This is a genomic window from Sphaerochaeta sp. UBA5849, from assembly GCA_002432715.1.
In the GTDB taxonomy this organism is placed as follows: domain Bacteria; phylum Spirochaetota; class Spirochaetia; order Sphaerochaetales; family Sphaerochaetaceae; genus Sphaerochaeta.
In genome coordinates this window covers 12,326-33,071 of record DJGJ01000031.1, presented here as the reverse complement: position 1 = coordinate 33,071, position 20,746 = coordinate 12,326, and the positions used below count along the sequence as shown (strand labels likewise).

The following is a 20,746-nucleotide window of genomic DNA, read 5'->3' as shown; positions in this document are numbered from 1 at the left end:
TGGCAATGACGACTAAACTCCCTGCTGTGGCATTTCGCAATATCTTTCGCAATCTTCGCCGTTCCTCACTCTCTGCAATCGCCATTGCGGTATCGGCCATGGCCATCATGGCGCTGCTCGCACTGTTTGAATGCATGGAAGCGGATATGGAGACAAACCTGACCTCCTACTATACCGGCGAGGTACGAATCCGGCACGAGTCGTTCGAGAAGTATGAGCGGTACAACCCTCTGCATCTCAGCCTTGATGTGGATGCTGTGCTGCCGCTTGCAAAATCCGTCGAAGGTGTTGAAGCGGCGACCAGCCGAATCAACTTCCCGGCAAATCTTTATCTCGATGGGAAAAACAACGGTGCACTCGGCGTCGGCGTCGATTTTGCAACTGAAGCAGCCTTCATTGACTTTCCTTCCCTGGTGAGTGAAGGAAGGCTTCCCCAAAAGGGGAAAAATGAGCTGCTTATCGGAGCCATCCTGGCTCACGACCTTCAGCTTGAACTGGGTGACAAAATCACCGTGTTGACCTCCACAGCCCTGCGGGGATCGAACGCCATGACGTTTGAGATTGTAGGAATAGCATCGTTTCCTGTCGGCGGCTTGAGCTCGAAAACCCTCTACATCCCCTTGGACAGGGCGCAGTACATGCTGCGCATGGAAGGCCAAACCCAGGAGATCCTCCTGCAGGTAGCCGATGGGTACAAGGAAGCAGACGTCGCCCAAGCAGTGAAGGAGTTGCTTGAGGCAGAGCTTGGGCTGGGAACCGAGACCAAGGCATGGAAGGATTTGAACATGATGTATTCCTTCCTTTCCATCGCCAAGTTCATCTACTACGTCATGGCCGGTGTATTCTTTGTACTTGGCAGCACCGTCATCATCAATACCACCATGATGGTAATTTATGAGCGGATGCGGGAGATAGGAACCCTTGCGGCCTTAGGCATGCAGGGCAAGGAGCTTACCCGGCTCTTTCTGCTGGAAGGGTCGTTCATCAGCATGGCAGGCTCCACGGTTGGAACCATCGCCGGACTCATCATCATCGCAGTCCTGGGTAAAGTCGGACTCAATTTCACCGAGGCAATGAGCGGGGTGGATATGGAAATCTCCTCCATTCTCTACCCGCAGGTCAACTGGTGGATTGCTCTCTTTGTTTGGTTCTATGCCATTCTCACTGCCACGCTTTCAACGCTCATTCCCTCTCGAAGAGCATCAAAAATCCAGATTGTGGAGGCCCTGCGCTATGTCTAACCGTACTCGTGTCATCACAGCCACCCTGCTTTGCCTGCTCTGCATTCCACTCAATCTGAGTGCCATTACGGCAGATGAAATCATCAAAACCATGGATGGGATGCAAACCTTCGACACCTCCTATTCAACCGGGTCCATTACCACAACCGACCGCTTCGGTGCCAAGGTGAGCACCTTCAAGGCATGGACACAGGGCTCCAGCGACTCGCTGATAGAGTTCACCAGTGTTGCCGAACGCGGCCAGAAGATCCTCCGGACCAAGGGCAGCCTCTACCTCTTCTACCCCGATTCCGAGGAATTGATCAGATTGCAGGGAGCAGCGCTGAGGCAGTCGGTACTCGGCTCGGACCTCTCCTATGAGGATATGACCGAAGAGAAGAATACCCTGGACGATTATACCGTCCGCCTCGATGGCAGCCAGATCGTCAACGGACACGACTGCCATGTCCTGACCTTGACTGCCAAAACGCGTCAGGTCGCCTACCCCATCCAAAAAATCTGGGTGGACAAAGAGACATACCTGGTGTGGAAAGCTGCCTATTCCACCGCCCAAGGCAGACTGCTCAAGGAGATGGAGGTCCTGGATACCATCGTAGTCGATGGGCGCACCTTGCCCAAAGAGACCAAGATCGAAGACAAGATGAAGCGTGACAGCTCCACTGTCATGGCCTTGGATACATTGGAGGTAAACATCCCGCTCAACCGAAAAATCTTTACCTTGGAGAACCTGACATGGTAGGAAAACAACTGCTTTTTGCATCCATCCTTATCAGCTGTTCCCTCTTCGTCATCGGGGCGGCCCAGAATCCTGTGGTGGAGATGAATCTTATATCCTTAACAGCCTATCAGCTGGATTCACAAGATCTCATGCAGGGCATGGGAATGGATCTGAAAGTTTCTCTTCCCTCTGAAAACTCAGGCAATGTACGGGGAGAAGTTGCTCTAAGAACCACCTATAATTCCTTGGTGCCGACTCCCATCGCGTCTGTTGACGATATCATTTACAAAGCATATCTGCGCGCCCGATTCCCTTCCTTCCGCCTTACAGCGGGCAAGACCCGCCTCAGTTGGGGCGATGGCATGCTGTTCAATGCAGGAGACATCCTCTACGGCAGCTCTTCGGTTTCGGTGGATCTCACCCAGGCAGAGCTGCGTTCCAAGACCGACTGGATGGTAAGTATCAACTACCCGATGGGCTTCTTCAGCTTTGTCGAGGCGGTTGTGCTTCCCCCCATGACAGAAAAAGCAGAGGATATGGGCATGGGTCTACGCTTCTATACCAATGCAGGGGAGACAAAAATAGAGGGGGGCTACCTTACCAAGGATGAAAGCGGCCGAGTGCACAAGTTCTCTGCAAGTCTGCAGGGAAATATCGGCCCCGACTGGTATTTTGCCTCCTCGATTGCCATCAATCAGGCCAACCCCAACGCCTCCGACATCCAGGAATCATGGATGATCAGCGGCGGGCTGTTTCATATGCAGTATCTCAGCGGAGATAGAAATGTGTCCCTTCGACTTGAAATACTCAGCCGACCGTTCGGCACGTGGAAGTTTGCAAGTCAGAGCGAAGAGTCCTGTGCATTGCTGCTCTACCCCGAGCTCGTCTACAGCCCCACCGGCTCGCTCTCCTACAGCCTCAGGGCGATACTCTCCCCGCTTGATCTCAGCACCCTGGTTACTGCAGGAGCATCCTGGTCGGTGTTTGAAGGCTTCAGCCTGATCGCAAACATAGCCGCCCCCTTTGGAGAGAGCGGCGATTTGTTCAACTGGGATGAATCAAGTGCGGCGGCTTTGACCTTGGGAGCCTCCTGGATCTACTAGCGCAGGATTTCCCCTTCGGTGGAGATGGTCACCACTGCAAGGGGAATGATCTTGCCGCTGGCGTCGATGGCACGCTTGACCGCCCCATCCAGACCTCCACAGCAGGGGACTTCCATCCTCGCCACGGTGATGCTTCGAATATCGTGATTGGAAAATATCTGGGTGAGCTGGCGGGCATAGTCGCCTTCATCGAGCTTGGGACAACCGATGAGTGTGACACGGCTACGGATGAAGGTATTGTGAAAGTCTCCGTGCGCATACGCAGCGCAGTCGGCGGCGATGAGCAGGTCGCAGTTGTTGAAGAACGCTGCATTGGGGGCGGCAAGCTTGATCTGCACCGGCCACTGCCTCAGTTGACTTGCAGCAGGTGCGTGAGCACCATCCCTCCGGCTCTCCTTCATCACCTTGATTTGGCTGCCGGGACAGCTGAATACAGGCTTGTCGGTTTGCATGAACGCTTCAACCGCCTCATGATTGAAGGCAGGAGCCTCGCGTTCTTCAAAACTGATGGCTCCGGTGGGACATACCGGCAGGCAGTTGCCCAATCCATCGCAGTAATCCTCGCGCAGCAAAACCGCCTTGCCGTTGACCAGGCCGATGGCTCCTTCCTGACAGGCGCTGACACACAAGCCGCAACCGTTGCACTTCTCTTCATCTATGGTAATCATTTGTCTGATCATACTATCCTCCATTGTCTCGAATCGAGGGCTATGGTACCATGGGGCTCAGGTTTATTATGTTGTTTTTACAACAGAAAAGGAAATCCTATGGATGTAGTACAGATTCTAGAGCGATCAGTATTGTTTACCCGGATCCAGCCTGGGAACGTCGAGGACCTGCTCTCCTGCCTGAAAGCAAGAACCTCTACGTTTCCCAAGGATTACACCATCATCGACGAGGGAGAGTACACCGACGAGATGGGAATCATCCTATCAGGATCGGCAAACATCGTCCGCCACGATTTCTGGGGCAACCGGACGGTGGTTGCCAACCTCGGCGTTGCAGACAGCTTTGCTGAAACCATAGCGTGCACCCAGCTGCCCAGCGAGGTGGTCGTCATTACTTGTGAACCGACCATCGTTCTCTTTTTGAACATCCACCAGGTCATCACCACCTGCCGAAAAGGCTGTGTCCATCATCAGTCCTTGATTGAGAACATGGTCAAGCTGTTATCGCAGAAGAACCTTGAACTGATGAAGAAGATGAATCACATCACCAAGCGAAGCACCCGGGAAAAGCTGCTGTCGTACCTCTCCGAGGAGGCAAAAAAACGGAAAAGCAGAACCTTCTCGATTCCTTTCGACCGCCAGCAGCTTGCCGACTACCTCTGCGTCGAACGCAGCGCCATGTCCAGCGAACTCTCAAAAATGCGCAGTGAAGGTTTGCTGGAGTATCAGAAGAGTACCTTCACCCTATACGAGGAGGAGTAGATGAAACGGTTCCTATTGCTTGCAACTCTAGTGGCTTTGATGCTGTTTACGTCCTGCACAAGCACATCCCATCGGCCCAAGCCCCTTGCCGTCGAGGTGGCCAAGGAAGTGGATTCCCCACTGCTTGTGCTCTCGATCAATGAGAACGACCTGTACCAGGCTGGCTACAAAAACGGGGACTGGGTGCTTATCGAGCTTGACGGGATGCTGATAAAGGCATTGCTAGCCGGCAGTGCCTCACAACAAACCACCACCTTGGTAGCGGGTCCGACAAGCTCGTTTCTCTACACTCCCACCGCAATCAGGCAGGGAAGCTCAGGCCTTCTGATCCCCTACCGACCGCAGCAAGAGAGAGCACAATCGTCAGTGAGTTTTTCGGGCAGCTTTGTCTTCACCCTGTAGCTGGATCGGCTCGGACAGGATGTCAAACGTATCGCACACGGTTTCCAGCAGGAATATCCTGACACTCTGCATGTCCAGGCCACCCTCATAGGGGCCGAGGTCCTCACGAACGTCGTTGGTGTACACATAGCCGCGCAACTCGGAGAAATACCCTTTGGTGCTGTAATCCTCCTGCAACTCACGCAGTGAACAGCCCAGCTTGTAGGAGAGGGAACGCAGGTCTTCCTGCTCCAAAGAGACGGCAAGAATTACCTGTTTGCCGCGCTTGACGATCAGAGAGTAGGGAATATTCACCAAATCTTCCCCGCTCCTGCAGGCAGGGTTCTTGAGTATGGTACACACAAGCGTACCGCACTTCCATATTTCATCTGCAAGAATGCCATCGGTCTCATCGGGAAACGAATGCCAGATGAGCGGGTCTATTGCAGCTTGGTTGACAGGGTCTAACAACATAGGAACCTCCAAATCCACAGTAGCCTGTCATCTTGCTTCTAGGCAAGAGGTTTCCCATCTTGACCGTTCAACTGAGGCTCCGTATTGTAATGTCATGAGCAACAATCCAATCTTTCTGGCCTTTTTGGCGACGATGGGCACGTGGGCCATGACGGCCCTGGGTTCGGCCTTTGTGTTCTTCTTCAAGACAATCCAAAAGCATGTGATGAACACCCTGCTGGGTTTCGCCAGCGGCATCATGATCGCTGCCTCGTTCTGGTCGCTGCTTGCCCCGGCGATCGAGCTTTCCCAGGGCGGCCCGGTTCCAGCCTACCTGGTAGCGACAATCGGCTTTCTTCTCGGCGGCCTCTTTCTCTACGCAGCCGATCATCTGCTGCCCCATGCCCACATCGGCTCGAAGAGGGGTGAAGAGGAAGGCATCCCGACCCACCTTCGCAGGTCCATCCTGTTGGTCCTCTCCATCACGTTGCACAACTTTCCCGAAGGCTTGGCCGTCGGGGTTGCCATCGGTTCGGCCGCCCTTGGCGGAGGGGACATGAGTGCGGCACTGGCGGTTGCCATCGGCATCGGACTGCAGAACCTGCCCGAAGGGGCTGCTGTTTCCATCCCGCTGCGCAGGGAAGGCCTGAGCAGGACAAAGAGTTTTTTCTACGGCCAAGCATCCGGTATCGTGGAACCCATTGCGGGTGTCTTGGGAGCCCTTCTGGTAACCCGGATGACGCCCGTTCTTCCCTATGCACTCGCCTTTGCAGCAGGAGCGATGATCTATGTAGTGGTCGAGGAGCTGATCCCGGAAGCACAAGCGACCTCGGACGACCACAAAGGAACCCACTACGCCACCTTGGGAACCATGGTTGGCTTTGCGGTCATGATGATTTTGGATGTAGCCTTGGGCTAGATGCGCTGCAAGAGGTTCTCGATGGTCAGCGACCCCAGGCTGGCAATACCCCGGTCCTGAACCTGCAAGGCAACAGCCTCTCCGGCGGTATCGTGCTCCACCTCGTCGATGGTTTCCAGTCCATACAGGCCTACCACCAAATCCTGCAGGCGCAGGCTTTCCAGCGGTTGCTTGGGAATAAAGCTTGTATGACTGTTGTTCGTCGGGGTGATGAAATTCAGCTGGGTCAGCAACGCCAAAAAACCTTGGAGCCTGTTGTAGGGAATGGCAAGACGGTCGAGCATCTCCCTAACCGAGGTTGCACCCCTGCCGTCGCGGAAGTTGCTGCCGATGAGCATCATGATGTTGGTGCCCTCGGAGAGCTGCAGGGCCGGGCTTTGCGGAAGGCCGATGAAGCTGGATGCATCGGGCCTGAACTGGTGCACATAGGCAAGCTCAACGCTGAAGAAGACCGTTGCCCAAAAAACATAACAGAAGAACAAGAATAAAAAGACCGCCGCAAACGAACCGTAGATGACAGAGAAGTTGGTGGCCATCGAGGTAAGGAGGGTGGTGAATTTGCTGAATATGCTGATGAACAGCACCCCTGCAAGACTGCCGAGGAACGCGGCATCGAACCGCACTTTCGTATTGGGTACAAAATAGATGAGAAGAAAGAGGATGAGGGCGACGATGATCGATGGGGCAAGCGTCCTCAGCACACTCGACCAGCGACCGATGGTGACACCCACCAAGTCGAGATACCATGTGGCCAGCACCGACTGCACGCTCACATAGGCAGCCAAAAGCAGGCTCGCTACAATGAGAAAGGTAACATAGCCTGCGAAGCGTTTGAGAGTATTGCGACTGCGCGAGGACCGATAAATCTGGTTGATCACCGACCACACCTTGTTGATGAGCAGGACCATGGTGATCAGAAAGGAGACCAGCCCCACCACGCCCAGGCTCGTCGCATTGCGGGTGTAACGGTCCAAGAGAACCATTAAATCCCCTCCTGCCTGTGGTCCGACAAGGTCGGAAATCCACTGGGACAGGACGGCTGTCAGCGGTTCAAGCACCCCCAGGGTCTTGAAAAACGTAAATATGAAGGTTAGGGCGGGAATGATGGCAAGGAGGGTTGAATACACCAAACCGGAGGCTGAATTGAGAATATTGTCTTTCATCGCCTGCCTGAAGACGATGGCGATGAACTTGCCCAATCGTTTGAGGTTCTGTTGCATCACGCTCCAATGCGTTGTTTTCATAGCCTTTGCTTCATCCAATTGTAGAGATACTCCTTGGTCGATTGGCGGTTTGTCTCTTGAAGCAACTCATGTCGTGCCTCAGGAATCAGGGTAAGCGTGATGTCTGAGATGTTGCAGTCACGATACAGCTCATATACCTTGCGAACTCCCTTGCCATACCCTCCTACCGGGTCTTCCGTTCCACTGATGATGAGCAAAGGCAAATCGACGGGTAGTTTCCTGGCTAAAACCCGGTTATTGGCCATCTCTATTCCATCAAGCAGGTCCTCAAAGAACTTGGAAGTGCAGACAAAACCGCACAAGGGATCCTCTATATAGGCTGCAACCTGTTCCTTATCCCGGGAAAGCCAATCGAAGGGTGTTTGGGCATTGGGTATTTTTTTGTTGTAGGAGCCGAAACTCATTTTATCAAGCAGGGCATCAGGATGCTTGGAGCCATGCTTGGAAACATGGGAGCGGGCGATCAGTTTTCCCACCTTGCCCAACAAGCCTTGCGAGGAACCGGTACCCATGATGATCACCCCGTCGAAGAGGTCGGAGTGTTCAACCATCAAAGAGCGTGCAAGAAAGGAGCCCATGCTGTGACCAAGCAAAAAGAGGGGTTTCTTGGGGAACTCTGAAAGAATGACATTGCACAGCTCGTAGGCGTCCTCCACCACGCGCCTCCACCCTTCCCGTTCTGCAAAATATCCCAGTGTTTCCCCATCGCGCTGACCGGTCAAGCCATGACCACGGTGATCGGGAGCATAAACGGCAATACCCTTGGAGTTGAGAAACAGCGCAAAGCGCTGATACCGAAGACTGTGTTCGGCCATTCCATGCAAAATCAGGAGCACTCCCTCGATCTGCCTCTCCTCAGGAATCCATACACGGTACTGTATCGTCTTGCCGTCGCTGCAAACCAACCCCCTGATTGTAGTCATAGGCCCCTCCCCGTCTTGTTTATTTTTATATAATTCTCGTATCATGATAACAATATTGTGTACACACCACAAGGACCAAATTTACTCTGTTTGGGAAAATATTGCAGGAGAAAGCGAACTCATGCTTCCGACTTTGATTGTAGCCAGTGATGTTCATGGATCGACGGTTGCGCTGCACCGACTCTTGCAACACGCCAAGGTCCATCGAGCACAGCAAATTCTCATAGCCGGAGACATCTGTCCTCCCTCATCACCTGCTTTCAAGCAGCTGCTGAGTCAACCTGTCGAGTTCATATTGGTCCGGGGAAATTGTGACAGTTCGTATGACTTCAGCTCTGCCGGCATCAACCTCCCTCCCTTGGTGCAACGGCTGCAATGGGGGAAGTACCCGGTGGTAATGACGCATGGAGACAGGTTCCCCTCACCCTATGGATTGGATATGGAACGGGGCGACATCTTCATTTCAGGACATACCCACGCCCCCCGCCTGATGCTGGGCGAAGACGGAATCCTGCACATAAACCCAGGCTCCACCACCTTTCCAAGAACGGCGTCGGGCCCCACCTATGCCTTGTTCTTTGAAGAAGGAATCAGCATCCGCAGCTTTGACGACGATCGTCCGCTGCCTTCGTTGCAATACTACTTCTTGTGACGGAGGAGGCTCTCATAAGCGTCCAAAAGCCGGGCGAGCGGAACAACCTGCGCCCTTCGGTAATTGCTCTTTCCATTAAGNNATTAACCAGAAGCTGGTCCGGCAGTCGTCCCTTCTGCTTGTGCCCGTCAAGCAACAGAGTGTTGATCTCCTGCTGCAACGCTTCAGCTTTCTTCCCGAAAGCCGCCATCTGCTCGGTATGGATCTCATACCCCTCCCCCAGCGAAGCAAAAGCAGCCAAGGTTGAGAAATTCTTGTGCCTGAACTTCCAGTAGGGAAAGTGGAAAATTGGATGTGCAAACGTGGGCAGCAGCATCAAGGGAGAGAGCCCGACACATTCCAAGGCGGAGGATACTTGCTGGACATAGAGAGCCCAAGAGGCAAGGGCCCGTTCATTTCCCCTGCGATACCGGTTTCCCCAAAGCAGCTCACCAAGTACCAACCGCTCATCGCCAAGCGATGCAAGCAAAGCCTGTACGGGAAGTGCACGATAATCGAAAGGAGGAAGCGGCAGGTTGTCGACCATGAAAGCATGTTCGGCTCCGCCATGGATGGTGACCAGTTCCTCCATGCTCCTTCCAAGCTGTTCGCCGGTCCCCCGCTGATACGCCATTGCATCCAGAAGCCTGAGATAGAGCATTGCCGATGAACGTTGCATATCGGGCAAGAAACCCAAAAGACCATCCATGCGGCTCTTTCTCGCCCACGAGAGAACCGCTCCGGCGCTTATCGGATCGAGTCCGTTCTCCAGACAGCGGGTAGCCAGCTGCTGCACACTGCGACTGTCAAAAAGCTCGAGATTCGATCCCAAGGCCATGGCGCTATGCAGGTCCATCGAGGACTTCTCCTCACAGACAGGACCAGAGAGAACCTCGGGACGCCCCTCTTTTTCAGCCGAGCGCGGGCAGAGTCCCCACAGCCGGCCATCGATGCGCATCGAATAGTTGTCAATGGCGGCCCAACCATGATGGTTCGCCTTTGCAAGGAGTGCCAAAGACCCTTGTTTTGCTACCGTTCGGCAGATTCGTCTCTTGCTCATCGCCTTCAGCGAGGATTGGACCAGCAGTCCGAACCGATGAGGATCATAGGACTCCCTTCCCGCTGTGGTCGTATCGAGAGAAAAAAACTTGATGTTCTTCAAACCGAACACCAAGGCAGCGCCGCCGCATCGAATGTTCTGGTTGTCTACGACAAGAGAGGCATGGGCAACCTGGTGCTCGCCTGCCGGACCGATACAGACCACATGCTTGGAGGCAGCCCGCTTGGCAACCTCAACGGTGGTCAGGTTGTGGAATTCCTCGGCTGCAGCAAAGCTCACCCCTCCATCATGGATCCTGAAGCTCATGAGTCTGCGAGCACGACCGGTGATGACCAGTGCACAATAGCCGGCACCCGCGATTGCACCCGCAAGCTGAGAAGAAGCACTTGCGACGGCAATTTTTCCTGTCAGCGGACTTTTCGTGACAATGGTGCAGGAGGTTGGACAGGGCATGGACAGGTCGGCAGCCGCTCCGGGTGCAAAGACAACCGGATTGCCGCTCTCATAGTATTTATCCCCTAGTTCTGCAACGACTGCAAATCGTTTCCATAGCTGAAGGGCAAGCAATCTTCCCCCAAGGTATGCCTTGGCATCAGCTTCAGACAACGGAATAACTTCACATGATTCCGATGCGATATCTATATGCAATACCGAGCGTTGCCGATACGGGAACGCCAATGTACGCTTCTTTTTCATATACAAAGGGTACCTACCTCACACGTTGCTGTCAATCAAAATCCGGGTGTTTTTACTGGAGTGACAAGTATAGCATGAATTTACAAAAATTGCTTTCCCCTTGCCGCTGGTATCTCAAGCCTGTATTATTTACCCATGAAACAGATTCAAGTGACGATCCATGGCCAAACCCTCTCCTTGCCGATCGGCTCTACCGTTGAGGATGTATTGCTCAAAGCCCAAGTCAAGGAAACCTGCAGGCATCCGGTCTACGAAGACAATCCCTTTGTAGGAGCGCTGGTCAACCACGAGTTGCACTCCTGTTCCCGGTCATTGGTTGCCGACTGCACGGTGGAACCGGTTCGCTTGTTCGGTGATATGGGCAAGCGTATCTACCGCCACTCGATTTGCTATCTTTTGTGTGCCGCTGTTTCCATGCTCTATCCGGCACGCCGCCTGGTGATCGGGCATTCACTGGGTGACGGCTACTATTTCAGCTTCGATGACGAGTTGACACTCAGCCGAAACGACATCCTTGCCATCGAACAGGCGATGCGTACATTGGTTGAGCAGAATCTGGACATCGAGGAGATCACACTGACGTATGAGAACGCCCTCACCTATTTCGAGCAGAATCATTTCGACCAGACTGCAGCGCTCCTTTCGACCCGCAATGAGCCGAAGGTGAACCTCTACCGCCTCAGCGGGTACCTGGACATCTCCTATGAACCCCTGCTCAGCAAGACGGGGTTGATGAGGGTCTGGGAACTCAAGCCGTATCAGGAGCGCGGCATGCTGCTGCGCTATCCCAGGTCGCACAACATCAAGGCCCTTGATCCGTTTGTAGACAACCCCCTGCTCTTCTCGGTCTTCAAGGAGTACAAGGCGTGGGGGAGCATTTTGGGCGTCCAGTCGCTGGGCCAGCTGAACCAGATGGGCAACCAGAACACCGTGGAATCGTTCATCAGGCTGGCGGAAGCCCTGCAGCAAAAGAAAATCGCCAGCATTGCCGACCAGATCAATCTGCACAGCAGTGTCAAAGCGGTTCTTATAGCAGGTCCTTCCTCTTCTGGAAAAACCACCTTTGCCCACAAGCTGGGAATCCAGTTGCAGGTATTGGGTAAAAAAACCATAAAGATTTCACTGGACAGTTACTATCTTCCACCCAGCCAGGCCCCTAAGGACGAATTCAACAAGCCCGACCTGGAGGCTCTCGAGGCCCTCGATGTTGCAAAATTCCAAGCGGACATTGCAAGCCTGTTCAGAGGCGAGGCGGTACATTTGTGCAAGTTCGATTTCAAAACCGCAACCCGCAGTTATGAAGCAGAACCGGTACAGATGGACAAGCGGACAATCCTGATCATTGAAGGCATCCATGGGATGAATCCCCAACTCACTGCGTCACTTGAGAGCGATTTGCTCTTCAGGGTATACATCTCAGCCCTTACCCAGCTGAACCTCGACGACCACAATCGAATCAGTACAACCGACAATCGAATCATTCGACGCCTGATCAGGGACAACCGCACCCGGGGGACGAATGCTGAGACCACCCTCAACATGTGGCCGTCGGTGCAGCGAGGCGAAGACCGCTACATTTTCCCGTATCAGAACAATGCAGATGTACTGATCAACAGTGCCCTCGATTATGAGTTGGGGGTGCTGACCACCTATGCCCAACCATTGCTGAAAATGGTCAAGCCTTCGGCAGGTGCAGCCTATGAGACGGCTCGCAGGCTGCTCAGGTTCCTGGAGCATGTAAATCCCATCCCCGACACGTTAGTGCCACCGGACTCCCTGCTCAGGGAGTTCATCGGCGGCAGCGAGTTTGACGTCATTTGACGAAGGAGCATGTATGGAACTCTACGATTCCAGACAAATTGATACCCACGCGTTGGAGACGAGACTGGGAAAGCCGGTCAAGCTGTATGAAAAGTCGGTTACCAGCCTCGGTGAGTGCATCATTGCAATGATCCGCTGTGATACAACCAAATACATAGTCGCCCATGGCAGTGGGCCGGTCTTCGATGAGTTGGCAGGCGAAGCTGGACAAATGATCAAGATTTGTCCTGCCGACCATGCAAACCGCCTTGTCCTGAACAAATACCTGCCGTACACCGCCCCGGTGGCCAATACAACCAAGCGGCCGTCGCTGGGCTTGGGCGACCGGCTCGGCCAAGCGACAGCCGGTCATATCCAAGCCTTGCAGGGCACGAATGTGTTCCCCTTCTTCGCACAGCAGTCGATCAGGGAGCTCAACTTCACCGGCCGCAGCTTTGATGATGTCATCGATGCCGCCGCCTACGCAGTTTTCCAAGAGGGCTATACGACCGGTTACGGTGCCGACGGCGATCACCTGAAGAGGTGTGAGGATATTGAGAAATCACTTTCCCAAGGTGCTACGATGATCACCCTCGACTCCTCCGAACAAATAGACAACTTGATCCAATCCTTGGACGAAGAGGCACTTCTCGGACGTTATCAACAGCTGGACCATGAGATACGGGAACGGTTCGAGAAGCTGTATCAGGAGCAGTTGTTCACCATAGGAGAAGAGGTGATCAAACTCGACCGCATGCATCTGATGCAGGACGTACTGACCTATCACAAGGCCTTGGATTTCATTCAGATGGTCTATGAGAACTATATCCGCACCTCATCCAAGCCGATTGATTTCGAGATCTCCATCGACGAAACCGATACCCCGACCAATCCCAAAAGCCACTTGTTCATCGCCTTGGAGCTGAAGAGAAGGCAGGTCGCTGTCTCCACCCTGGCACCCCGTTTCATCGGAGAGTTCCAGAAAGGAATCGACTATATCGGGGACTTGGAAGAGTTTAGCGCAGACCTTGCCCAGCATGCAGCCATCGCCAACCACTTCGGCTACCGGCTGAGCATCCACTCCGGCAGTGACAAGTTCAGCATTTTCCCCATACTGGCGAAGACCATCAAGGGGAGCTTCCATGTCAAGACCGCCGGGACAAACTGGCTCGAGGCGGTCAGGCTGGTCGCCTTGAAGGACCCCGGCCTGTACCGCAGGATGCACGCCCATGCCCTGAAGCGGTTTGCCGATGCAAAAAAATTCTACCATGTAACCACCAAGCTCGACCGCATCAATGCTTTAGAGGAGGTGCAAGACAGCGAGCTTTGGCGCTATCTGGAGGATGACAATGCACGTCAGCTTCTCCATATCACCTACGGCTACCTGCTAAAGGACACAAACGAGCAGGGTGGCAGACTGCTTGGTGATGAGCTGTTCAATTTGCTTGCACGGGAGGAACAGGAATATCAGTCGCTGCTGGCCAAACATATAGGCAAGCATCTTTCCTTGTTGGGATTCTCCAAGCAATGACAGGTGAGGCGGCCTTTCGGCCGCCTCATCTCCTTACACGTTGTAGATGTGCTTGTACTCGTCGAAGAGTTCGCTCACCGCCTGCTTGCATTTCCCGCAGACCGTACCATACTCGGTGATTTCCTGCAGTTGCTCCAGGGTCTTTGCCTGCTTGGTTTTCACCAGGTCCTCTATCTGGACATCAGTGACATTCTTGCATTCACAGATAGTCTTGGCTACATGCTTCTTGAAGGGGTTCTCCCTCCCCTGTTTTGCCAGATAATCATCAATGGCGGCACGCAAGGCTTTATCACCAAGCACCGAGCAGTGGAACTTGTGTTCCGGCAACCCTCCCAAGGCTTCGGTGATCGCGGCAGGAGTGAGGTGGTAGGCTTGCTCAAGGGTGAGGCCGATGGCCATTTCACTCATCATGGAGGTACTTGCAATGGCAGAGGCACAGCCATAGGTGAGCCATCTGAGGTCTGCAATCTTGTCATCCTTGACCTTGATCAAGACTTCCATCTGGTCCCCGCACGCCAGCGATCCGACATTCCCGATACCATCAGCATCAAACTGCTCGTCCTCCCTGAGGGTATTCCTGGGATTCATAAAATGGTCCTTCACCACCGGGGTGTAGACCCATTGGCTCATAAAATTGGTCATCGTGTTGACATCTCCCTTAAACGCTTGATAATCGGCGGCAGCTTCTCCAGGACATAGGCAACGTCCTGTTCGGTGTTATAACGGCCGAAACTGAACCGGATGGAGCCGTGGGCAAGCTCGATATCCACCCCGGAGGCCAAAAGTACATAACTGGGTTCAAGCGACCCGCTTGCACACGCACTCCCGGTGGAAACCATAATTCCTTCCATATCGAGATAGAGCAGGATGGACTCCCCTTCTGCATGAGGGAAGGAGACGTCAAGGGTGCCGGGCAGGCAGTGTTCCTGATTCCCGTTGACCACCACGTTGCTGATACGCTGCAGAATCCCGAGTCTCAGCATCTCCCTGAGCTTCCAGAGCTTCTCCTGCTCTTCTTTCTGATCACGCTGGGCGATGGAGGCAGCCACTCCCATGCCGACGATGGACGGGGTGTTATACGTCCCCGCCCGCTTTCCACCTTCCTGGTGTCCGCCATGCACCAAAGGCGTATAGGGAGCCTTGGCCTTGACGGCCAATGCACCCACACCTTTGGGTCCATAGAATTTATGGGAGGAGAGGCTGAGGTAATCGACTCCCAGTTCCCGCATCGAAACAGGTATTTTCCCGATGGCCTGGGTGGCATCGGTATGTACATATGCTCCAACTTGGTGGGCGAGCCCGGCAATTTCCGCAACCGGTTGGATGGTCCCGATCTCATTGTTCCCCAGCATCACCGAAACCAAGGCGACATCCTCGCCAAGAAGGCTCTTCATAGCATCCATGTTCACCATTCCCGTATGGTCGACCGGACATTCATCAACTTTGTAGCCGTGTTGTTTCAGGTATTTGACCGTCTCGATGATCGATGGGTGCTCGATGGTGGTGGTTACCATTCGATTGCGCTTCGAACCGATGTCGATGCGCTCCTTAAAGATATTGAATACGGTATTGTTTGCTTCGCTTGCCCCGCTGGTGAAGACGATCCAGGAAGGCTCGGCATCGATGAGGGAAGCAAGCGATTGCCTGCTCTGTTCGATGGCTAGAGCTGCCTGACGTCCTGCCATGTGCATGCTGGAAGCATTCCCGTAAAGCATATTTGCCTGATGTACTGCTTCGATGACATCTTCATGCATCGCAGTAGTCGCATTATTATCCAAATAGATCATGTGCTGTTCCATAATAAAACCTCATATACAACATAGTGAAGCATGACCCAAAGGGTCAATGTGCACCCATTTCACACGTGAAATGTATTGTACAGAGGTTCGTCGGAGTCTTCGGAGGGGCAAGTCTTGCTATGAATGAAGCGGATGAAGCGCCGCTTGGCAAATCGCAGATGATTCTTTCGGGCCCACGCCACATAGCCGCAGCTTTCGGGCAGGTAGGAAGCGAACATCGCCTTGAGCCGGGTCATCTTCCGACAGCGGGTGCAACGGACAAACCGCTGGGCATATACCTTGCACTGCTTGGTCGCCGGGTCGAAAAATTCACACCAAGAATCCAGGTCTATGACAAGGTTGCGGCCGTATACAGCCTTCTCATGGCAACAGAGCCCGCACTTGGTGCATTTCTCCTCCCAACACTTACCCACAATCGACCTCCCGGCTCATCTCATCGAGGACCAGTTGCACCTTCTGGTGCACCGGAGGAAGAATGGAAAGGGCGGTTACGCTGATATATCCATCGCGTACAGCCTGAAAGTCCGTAAATTGGGTGTCGCACCGTTGTATCGGCTGCACTCCCCCCTTGAGGGAGAGCACCACCGAAGTTCCGAAGCGAACGGATGCAGAGTCAAAATACCGATGCTCCTGTTCACGCTTGGTCTCAACCGCATCATGGTATTCCAGGTAGCTGAGCACGCCGCTCTTCCACTTGCCGTTCCCGTCACCGGGAACATTGATATTGATGATGCACTCGCTGCTGGTAAGCGGATGGAACTGCTGTAGGTGTTCCACCACAAAGGCGGCGGTTCGGGTGAAGGGGAATGAGCCGTCTTTGCTCCTACTGCAACTGACGGCCATCGAACGCAGCCCTGTCAAGGCTGCTTCGCGTGCAGCACCCACTGTCCCGGAATAGAGAATGTCGGTGGAGATATTGTAGCCATGATTGATGCCGCTGATCACCAAGTCGGGTGTCATGGGGAAAATCCTGCCTTTGGAGGCGTAGAGGATGCAATCGGCGGGGGTCCCGCTGCAGTGATATCGGTTCTCTGCATACTCGGTGATGACAATCTCACCGCGAAGCGTCATGGAATGGCTGCTGGCACTACGCTCCGTTGAGGGTGCACATATCCAGACATCGTGTCCTGCCTGCACCAAAGCGTCGGACAGCGCAGCCAGTCCTTCACTCTGATACCCATCATCATTTGTCAGCAGTATTTTCATCTATGCTCAGGCAGCACAACTTTTGCAGCTTCATGCCCGCCATAGATATACCAACGGGGATGAAAACCAAAGATATGCTCGTAGTCCTCCAGACGGCTAATATAGCTTGGAAGTGCCTGTTTACTCAAGAGGACCATGATGTTGCCGGAAAAACCATTGGATATCTGGACCGATCCGAGGCATCCATTGAGTTCTGAAGCACGTTTTGTAAGCCAGTCGACCTCAGGACAGGTAACCTCGAGCAGGTCTCTCAATCCCGCCTGAACCCGGTTCATCAGCTTGCCGTACTGGGGGGCGTCCTTGGAGGTCAACAGGGAGGCTGCATCATTTGCCAGATGAGACTCCATCAGTACATATTCGCAGATATGGCGGGCTTCCTCGTCAAGGGGAACGATGCGTGCAGAGAGCTCGCTTTCAGGAAAGTCCCGCAAGAAACCACCGCTCTTCAGTTCCTTGAGCTTGGCGAAGGCACGCTCGATGGCGCGTCTTTTACTGTTGATTTCCTCACGCATCGCGTTCGGAGAAATCTTGCTGTCCACCACGATGGCGACATACTCGTCATTCTCCTCGGTAAAGGGAAAGGGAATTTCCTTATACGTTACATGCTGCAAGTCGTAGAAGAGCACCTTGGAAGGCTTTCCGTTGAGCATCGTCAAGAGATCGCTGATCTTGCAAGCTTCATTATTGAAAGCGGTACAGGCTTGGTAGGCGATTCTGATCATGGATGTCATTCCGAGATTCAGGCCCAGCAAGGCATCCAGGGCGATGACGGTTCCCAATGAGCAAGCGGTGCTGACCATTTGGTTGTCACTGTACAATAGGCTTCCTTCCACGGTGATGTTCAAGCCGGTAAAGGAGACCCCCTCATTGCCAAGAACTGCGACGACACCCTTCAGATAGTTGCCCCACCGATCCTCCTTGCGGTACTTTATGGTACCCAAGGAGAAGCGTTTTCGGTCATTGAGGGTTGCATTGGTAAGTCTCACCAGCTGGTCGTCGCGAAGTGAGACCGATACAAACAGTGTCGAGGCATCGGTACCGACGAGCGACCACCCCTTGCATGCATCCGCATAGCTACCCAGCAGGGTACAAGTACCCGGCACTTGAGCTATTACGAGAGGAGTCTCTCCGTACTCTTTGTTATGTTGCTTGATGACGTTATCCATGCCCCAACCTAATTTTTATGCGTCAATTTTAGGATACTTGTCAGCATAATGCAACAAAAAACCTATTTTAGTATAACCTGCCGACTCAGCATTTCTCAATCCCTTCGATAGATGCACGAATTGTGTTGCTAATACCTTAAAAAAGCCACCATTGCTGGTGGCTTTCTGGTACATGCTTATTTTTCCAAACCGTAGCGCTTCTTGAAACGCTCGATGCGTCCAGCGGTGTCAACCATTTTCTGGGTACCGGTGAAGAAGGGGTGGCAAGCAGAGCAAATTTCCAGCTCCAAGCTCTTGGAAGTCGTCTTTGTCTTGATCACGTTGCCGCAGGAGCAACGAATCTCAGTCAATTCGTAGCGGGGGTGAATTCCGTCTTTCATGTTCAAATTCCTCCAGGAATATATAATCTGCTGGCTGTACGCAGCAGACTGGTGTCACATTTTCTTGGTCCTAATAGCCTGCGGAGTTCGTAGGAATCCCGGTGTTAATAGAGCGTAAGAACGCCTCATTATCCTTTGTCTTCCGTATTTTGTCAATGAGGAACGGAGTCATCTCCTGGTCGTCCATATCATTGACTGCATTGCGGGTGAGCCAGATTCTGGCAGCCTCATCAGGAGGCAGCAAAAGGTCTTCACGCCTGGTTCCGCTTTTCTTGATGTTGATGGCAGGCCAGAGCCGCTTGTCGGCAAGCCGGCGGTCGAGAATGATCTCATTGTTGCCGGTACCCTTGAACTCCTCGAAAATGACTTCGTCCATCCTTGAGCCGGTTTCGATCAAACCGGTTGCAATAATGGTAAGGCTCCCGCCGAACTCGATGTTTCGAGCTGCACCAAAGAAGCGCTTGGGTTTGTGCAGGGCATTGGAGTCGACACCACCGCTGAGGATTTTTCCACTCGCAGGTACCGTCTGGTTGTATGCACGGGCGAGACGGGTGATGGAGTCGAGAAGAATCACGACATCCTTCTTGTGCTCGACAAGCCGCTTGGCTTTCTCTATGACCATCTCGGCAACCTGGACGTGGCGGCTTGCCTGCTCGTCGAAGGTGGAGGCGATAACCTCACCGTTGACGTGACGCCGCATGTCGGTCACTTCTTCAGGCCGTTCATCAACCAAAAGGACCATCAGAACGACTTCCGGATGATTGGTACTGATGGAGTTGGCGATTTTCTGAAGCAGGACGGTCTTGCCTGTTCTCGGGGGGGCGACGATCAAGGAGCGCTGGCCTTTACCGATGGGACAGAACATATCGATGATGCGAACCGACATATCCTCTTCAGCTGTCTCCAGTTTCAATCTCTGATCAGGGAAAAGCGGAGTCAGACTATCAAAAGGAACACGCATTTTTGCCACAATCGGCTCATCGCCGTTGACTTTGAGAATCTTGAGAATTGCAAAGAAGCGTTCATTCTCACGCGGGGTGCGCACCTGTCCATACACTACATCACCGGTTTTCAAATACAGGCTCTTGATCTGGGCGGGAGAGACATATACGTCCTCCTGTCCTGAGAGGTAGCTGTTGGCGGGGGAACGAAGGAATCCGAATCCGTCGGGAAGAATCTCAAGGGTACCGGTACCCACGATCACCCCACCGCTGGAACTGTGAATCCTAAGAATCTCGGCAACAATCTCCTGCTTGCGCAAATCAAGAATGGTATCCGGATTCAATCCCTTCTCGATGCCTACTTTGCGCAGTTCATCAATGGACATATTGGTATAGTGTTCAAGCTGGAGGACCGGCGCCTCGGGGTGTTCCTCGATATTCAAGTCAAAAGAAGGTTCTTCATTTTGATTCTGGCGCATGGGACGGTTGGGGCCGAAGCTCTGGCTCTTTTGGAAAGAGCTCTTGGGATGGCGGCTTTGCTGGTTGCGGTTACTGCTTTTGTTGTATTGAGGATTCTTTCGGTATTGATTCTGGTTCTGGTTTTGAGGCTTCTGCTCACTCTGGCTCGGTTTCTGGGACGGCTGAGCCTCTTGCTGGACTTCACCCTGGGGTTGCTGCACTACAGATGAAGCTTCCTCATTCACCGGCTGTTTCGTCTGTTCAACGTCAAAGTCGAGCTGGGGTTGCTGGTCGTCCTGCACCTGAGGATTGTCATCCTTCAGCTTGACGCCGGCCTTCTTGGGTCTGCCCCTTCGATTTTTCTGCTCCGGTGACCCACTCGTTTCTTCTTGTTGTTCGGCACTCTGATCAGCAGCATATTCTGATGCTTTTGCAGCCACAGGGCTTTTTTTACGGGTGATACGTCGTACCGGTTTCTTGCCCTTTTCGGGCTCGGAAGGTACAGACAACGCTGCTTCAGTTTGCACTAATTCTTCGGAAGACATAGGATAAACTCCAACGGAACAGGGATTTACACGTACCTAAAAGGTACATCGACAACCCAACTCCTAAACTGTGATACAGGATGTAAGAATATGCGGGATTATAATTAACGATATATACGG

21 protein-coding genes are annotated in these 20,746 nt (G+C 53.3%); 9 read left to right on the top strand and 12 right to left on the bottom strand.

The window, feature by feature from the left end; all coding sequences use genetic code 11:
• Window positions 1–5: 5 nt before the first annotated feature.
• From B3K89_RS04995 to B3K89_RS04985, 3 genes are read left to right on the top strand one after another with little or no spacing between them, the layout of a single operon-like run.
• On the top strand, window positions 6–1,241 hold the full coding sequence (locus B3K89_RS04995) for an ABC transporter permease (RefSeq protein ID WP_293896741.1): 1,236 nt from the start codon (window positions 6–8) through the stop codon (window positions 1,239–1,241).
• A complete protein-coding gene (locus B3K89_RS04990) occupies window positions 1,234–1,980 on the top strand; it encodes an outer membrane lipoprotein-sorting protein (RefSeq protein ID WP_293896743.1) in 747 nt (248 codons plus the stop codon). The genes B3K89_RS04995 and B3K89_RS04990 overlap by 8 nt, the downstream gene beginning before the upstream one ends.
• Window positions 1,974–3,062 (top strand): hypothetical protein, encoded by a 1,089-nt coding sequence (locus B3K89_RS04985; protein ID WP_293896744.1) that lies wholly within the window; start codon window positions 1,974–1,976, stop codon window positions 3,060–3,062. The genes B3K89_RS04990 and B3K89_RS04985 overlap by 7 nt, the downstream gene beginning before the upstream one ends.
• On the opposite strand, the gene B3K89_RS04980 is transcribed toward B3K89_RS04985, so the two are convergent.
• Entirely contained in the window at window positions 3,059–3,742 is a 684-nt protein-coding gene (locus tag B3K89_RS04980; protein WP_293896745.1) for an ATP-binding protein, read from the bottom strand. The genes B3K89_RS04985 and B3K89_RS04980 overlap by 4 nt on opposite strands.
• Window positions 3,743–3,829: 87 nt before the next feature.
• On the opposite strand from B3K89_RS04980, the gene B3K89_RS04975 reads away from it, so the two are divergent.
• Window positions 3,830–4,492 (top strand): Crp/Fnr family transcriptional regulator, encoded by a 663-nt coding sequence (locus tag B3K89_RS04975; protein ID WP_293896746.1) that lies wholly within the window; start codon window positions 3,830–3,832, stop codon window positions 4,490–4,492.
• Window positions 4,493–4,894 carry a hypothetical protein gene (locus B3K89_RS04970; RefSeq protein WP_293896747.1) on the top strand — a complete coding sequence of 134 codons (402 nt, stop codon included), beginning with the start codon at window positions 4,493–4,495 and terminating at the stop codon, window positions 4,892–4,894. It abuts the gene before it with no gap.
• On the opposite strand, the gene B3K89_RS04965 is transcribed toward B3K89_RS04970, so the two are convergent.
• Window positions 4,856–5,347 (bottom strand): hypothetical protein, encoded by a 492-nt coding sequence (locus tag B3K89_RS04965; RefSeq protein WP_293896748.1) that lies wholly within the window; start codon window positions 5,345–5,347, stop codon window positions 4,856–4,858. The genes B3K89_RS04970 and B3K89_RS04965 overlap by 39 nt on opposite strands.
• A gap of 94 nt (window positions 5,348–5,441) precedes the next feature.
• Here B3K89_RS04965 and B3K89_RS04960 point away from each other — a divergent pair, with 94 nt between their 5' ends.
• Window positions 5,442–6,245, top strand: coding sequence for a ZIP family metal transporter (locus B3K89_RS04960; RefSeq protein ID WP_293896749.1), 804 nt, complete (start codon window positions 5,442–5,444; stop codon window positions 6,243–6,245).
• Here B3K89_RS04960 and B3K89_RS04955 read toward each other — a convergent pair.
• Both B3K89_RS04955 and B3K89_RS04950 read right to left on the bottom strand, forming a co-directional pair.
• Complete coding sequence (locus B3K89_RS04955) at window positions 6,242–7,489, bottom strand: YihY/virulence factor BrkB family protein (protein ID WP_293896750.1); 1,248 nt, start codon at window positions 7,487–7,489, stop codon at window positions 6,242–6,244. The two genes, B3K89_RS04960 and B3K89_RS04955, sit on opposite strands and share 4 nt — an antisense overlap.
• Window positions 7,486–8,412, bottom strand: a complete 927-nt coding sequence (locus B3K89_RS04950; RefSeq protein ID WP_293896751.1) for an alpha/beta hydrolase — start codon at window positions 8,410–8,412, stop codon at window positions 7,486–7,488. Before B3K89_RS04950 ends, B3K89_RS04955 begins: the two co-directional genes overlap by 4 nt.
• Before the next feature lie 121 nt (window positions 8,413–8,533).
• On the opposite strand from B3K89_RS04950, the gene B3K89_RS04945 reads away from it, so the two are divergent.
• Window positions 8,534–9,064 (top strand): metallophosphoesterase family protein, encoded by a 531-nt coding sequence (locus B3K89_RS04945; RefSeq protein WP_293896752.1) that lies wholly within the window; start codon window positions 8,534–8,536, stop codon window positions 9,062–9,064.
• On the opposite strand, the gene B3K89_RS04940 is transcribed toward B3K89_RS04945, so the two are convergent.
• A complete protein-coding gene (locus B3K89_RS04940) occupies window positions 9,003–10,799 on the bottom strand; it encodes an aldehyde ferredoxin oxidoreductase N-terminal domain-containing protein (protein WP_345907147.1) in 1,797 nt (598 codons plus the stop codon). The two genes, B3K89_RS04945 and B3K89_RS04940, sit on opposite strands and share 62 nt — an antisense overlap.
• A gap of 135 nt (window positions 10,800–10,934) precedes the next feature.
• On the opposite strand from B3K89_RS04940, the gene B3K89_RS04935 reads away from it, so the two are divergent.
• A complete protein-coding gene (locus B3K89_RS04935) occupies window positions 10,935–12,620 on the top strand; it encodes a nucleoside kinase (RefSeq protein WP_345907146.1) in 1,686 nt (561 codons plus the stop codon).
• A gap of 13 nt (window positions 12,621–12,633) precedes the next feature.
• Window positions 12,634–14,130 carry a tagaturonate epimerase family protein gene (locus B3K89_RS04930; RefSeq protein WP_345907145.1) on the top strand — a complete coding sequence of 499 codons (1,497 nt, stop codon included), beginning with the start codon at window positions 12,634–12,636 and terminating at the stop codon, window positions 14,128–14,130.
• 33 nt (window positions 14,131–14,163) lie between these two features.
• On the opposite strand, the gene B3K89_RS04925 is transcribed toward B3K89_RS04930, so the two are convergent.
• The 7 genes from B3K89_RS04925 to rho all read right to left on the bottom strand — a co-directional run bounded on the left by B3K89_RS04925 (window position 14,164) and on the right by rho (window position 20,626).
• The gene (locus B3K89_RS04925) at window positions 14,164–14,772 is read right to left on the bottom strand and encodes an iron-sulfur cluster assembly scaffold protein (protein WP_293896759.1); all 609 of its coding nucleotides are present in this window, start codon (window positions 14,770–14,772) and stop codon (window positions 14,164–14,166) included.
• The gene (locus B3K89_RS04920) at window positions 14,769–15,929 is read right to left on the bottom strand and encodes a cysteine desulfurase family protein (protein WP_293896760.1); all 1,161 of its coding nucleotides are present in this window, start codon (window positions 15,927–15,929) and stop codon (window positions 14,769–14,771) included. The genes B3K89_RS04925 and B3K89_RS04920 overlap by 4 nt, the downstream gene beginning before the upstream one ends.
• Window positions 15,930–15,988: 59 nt before the next feature.
• Entirely contained in the window at window positions 15,989–16,342 is a 354-nt protein-coding gene (locus tag B3K89_RS04915) for a hypothetical protein (RefSeq protein ID WP_293896762.1), read from the bottom strand.
• Window positions 16,335–17,135, bottom strand: a complete 801-nt coding sequence (surE, locus tag B3K89_RS04910) for a 5'/3'-nucleotidase SurE (RefSeq protein ID WP_293896764.1) — start codon at window positions 17,133–17,135, stop codon at window positions 16,335–16,337. Before surE ends, B3K89_RS04915 begins: the two co-directional genes overlap by 8 nt.
• On the bottom strand, window positions 17,132–18,301 hold the full coding sequence (locus tag B3K89_RS04905) for a galactokinase (protein ID WP_293896766.1): 1,170 nt from the start codon (window positions 18,299–18,301) through the stop codon (window positions 17,132–17,134). The genes surE and B3K89_RS04905 overlap by 4 nt, the downstream gene beginning before the upstream one ends.
• Before the next feature lie 176 nt (window positions 18,302–18,477).
• Entirely contained in the window at window positions 18,478–18,681 is a 204-nt protein-coding gene (gene rpmE / locus B3K89_RS04900) for a 50S ribosomal protein L31 (protein WP_293896768.1), read from the bottom strand.
• Window positions 18,682–18,751: 70 nt separating this feature from the next.
• Window positions 18,752–20,626, bottom strand: a complete 1,875-nt coding sequence (gene rho / locus B3K89_RS04895) for a transcription termination factor Rho (protein ID WP_293896770.1) — start codon at window positions 20,624–20,626, stop codon at window positions 18,752–18,754.
• Window positions 20,627–20,746 lie beyond the last annotated feature (120 nt).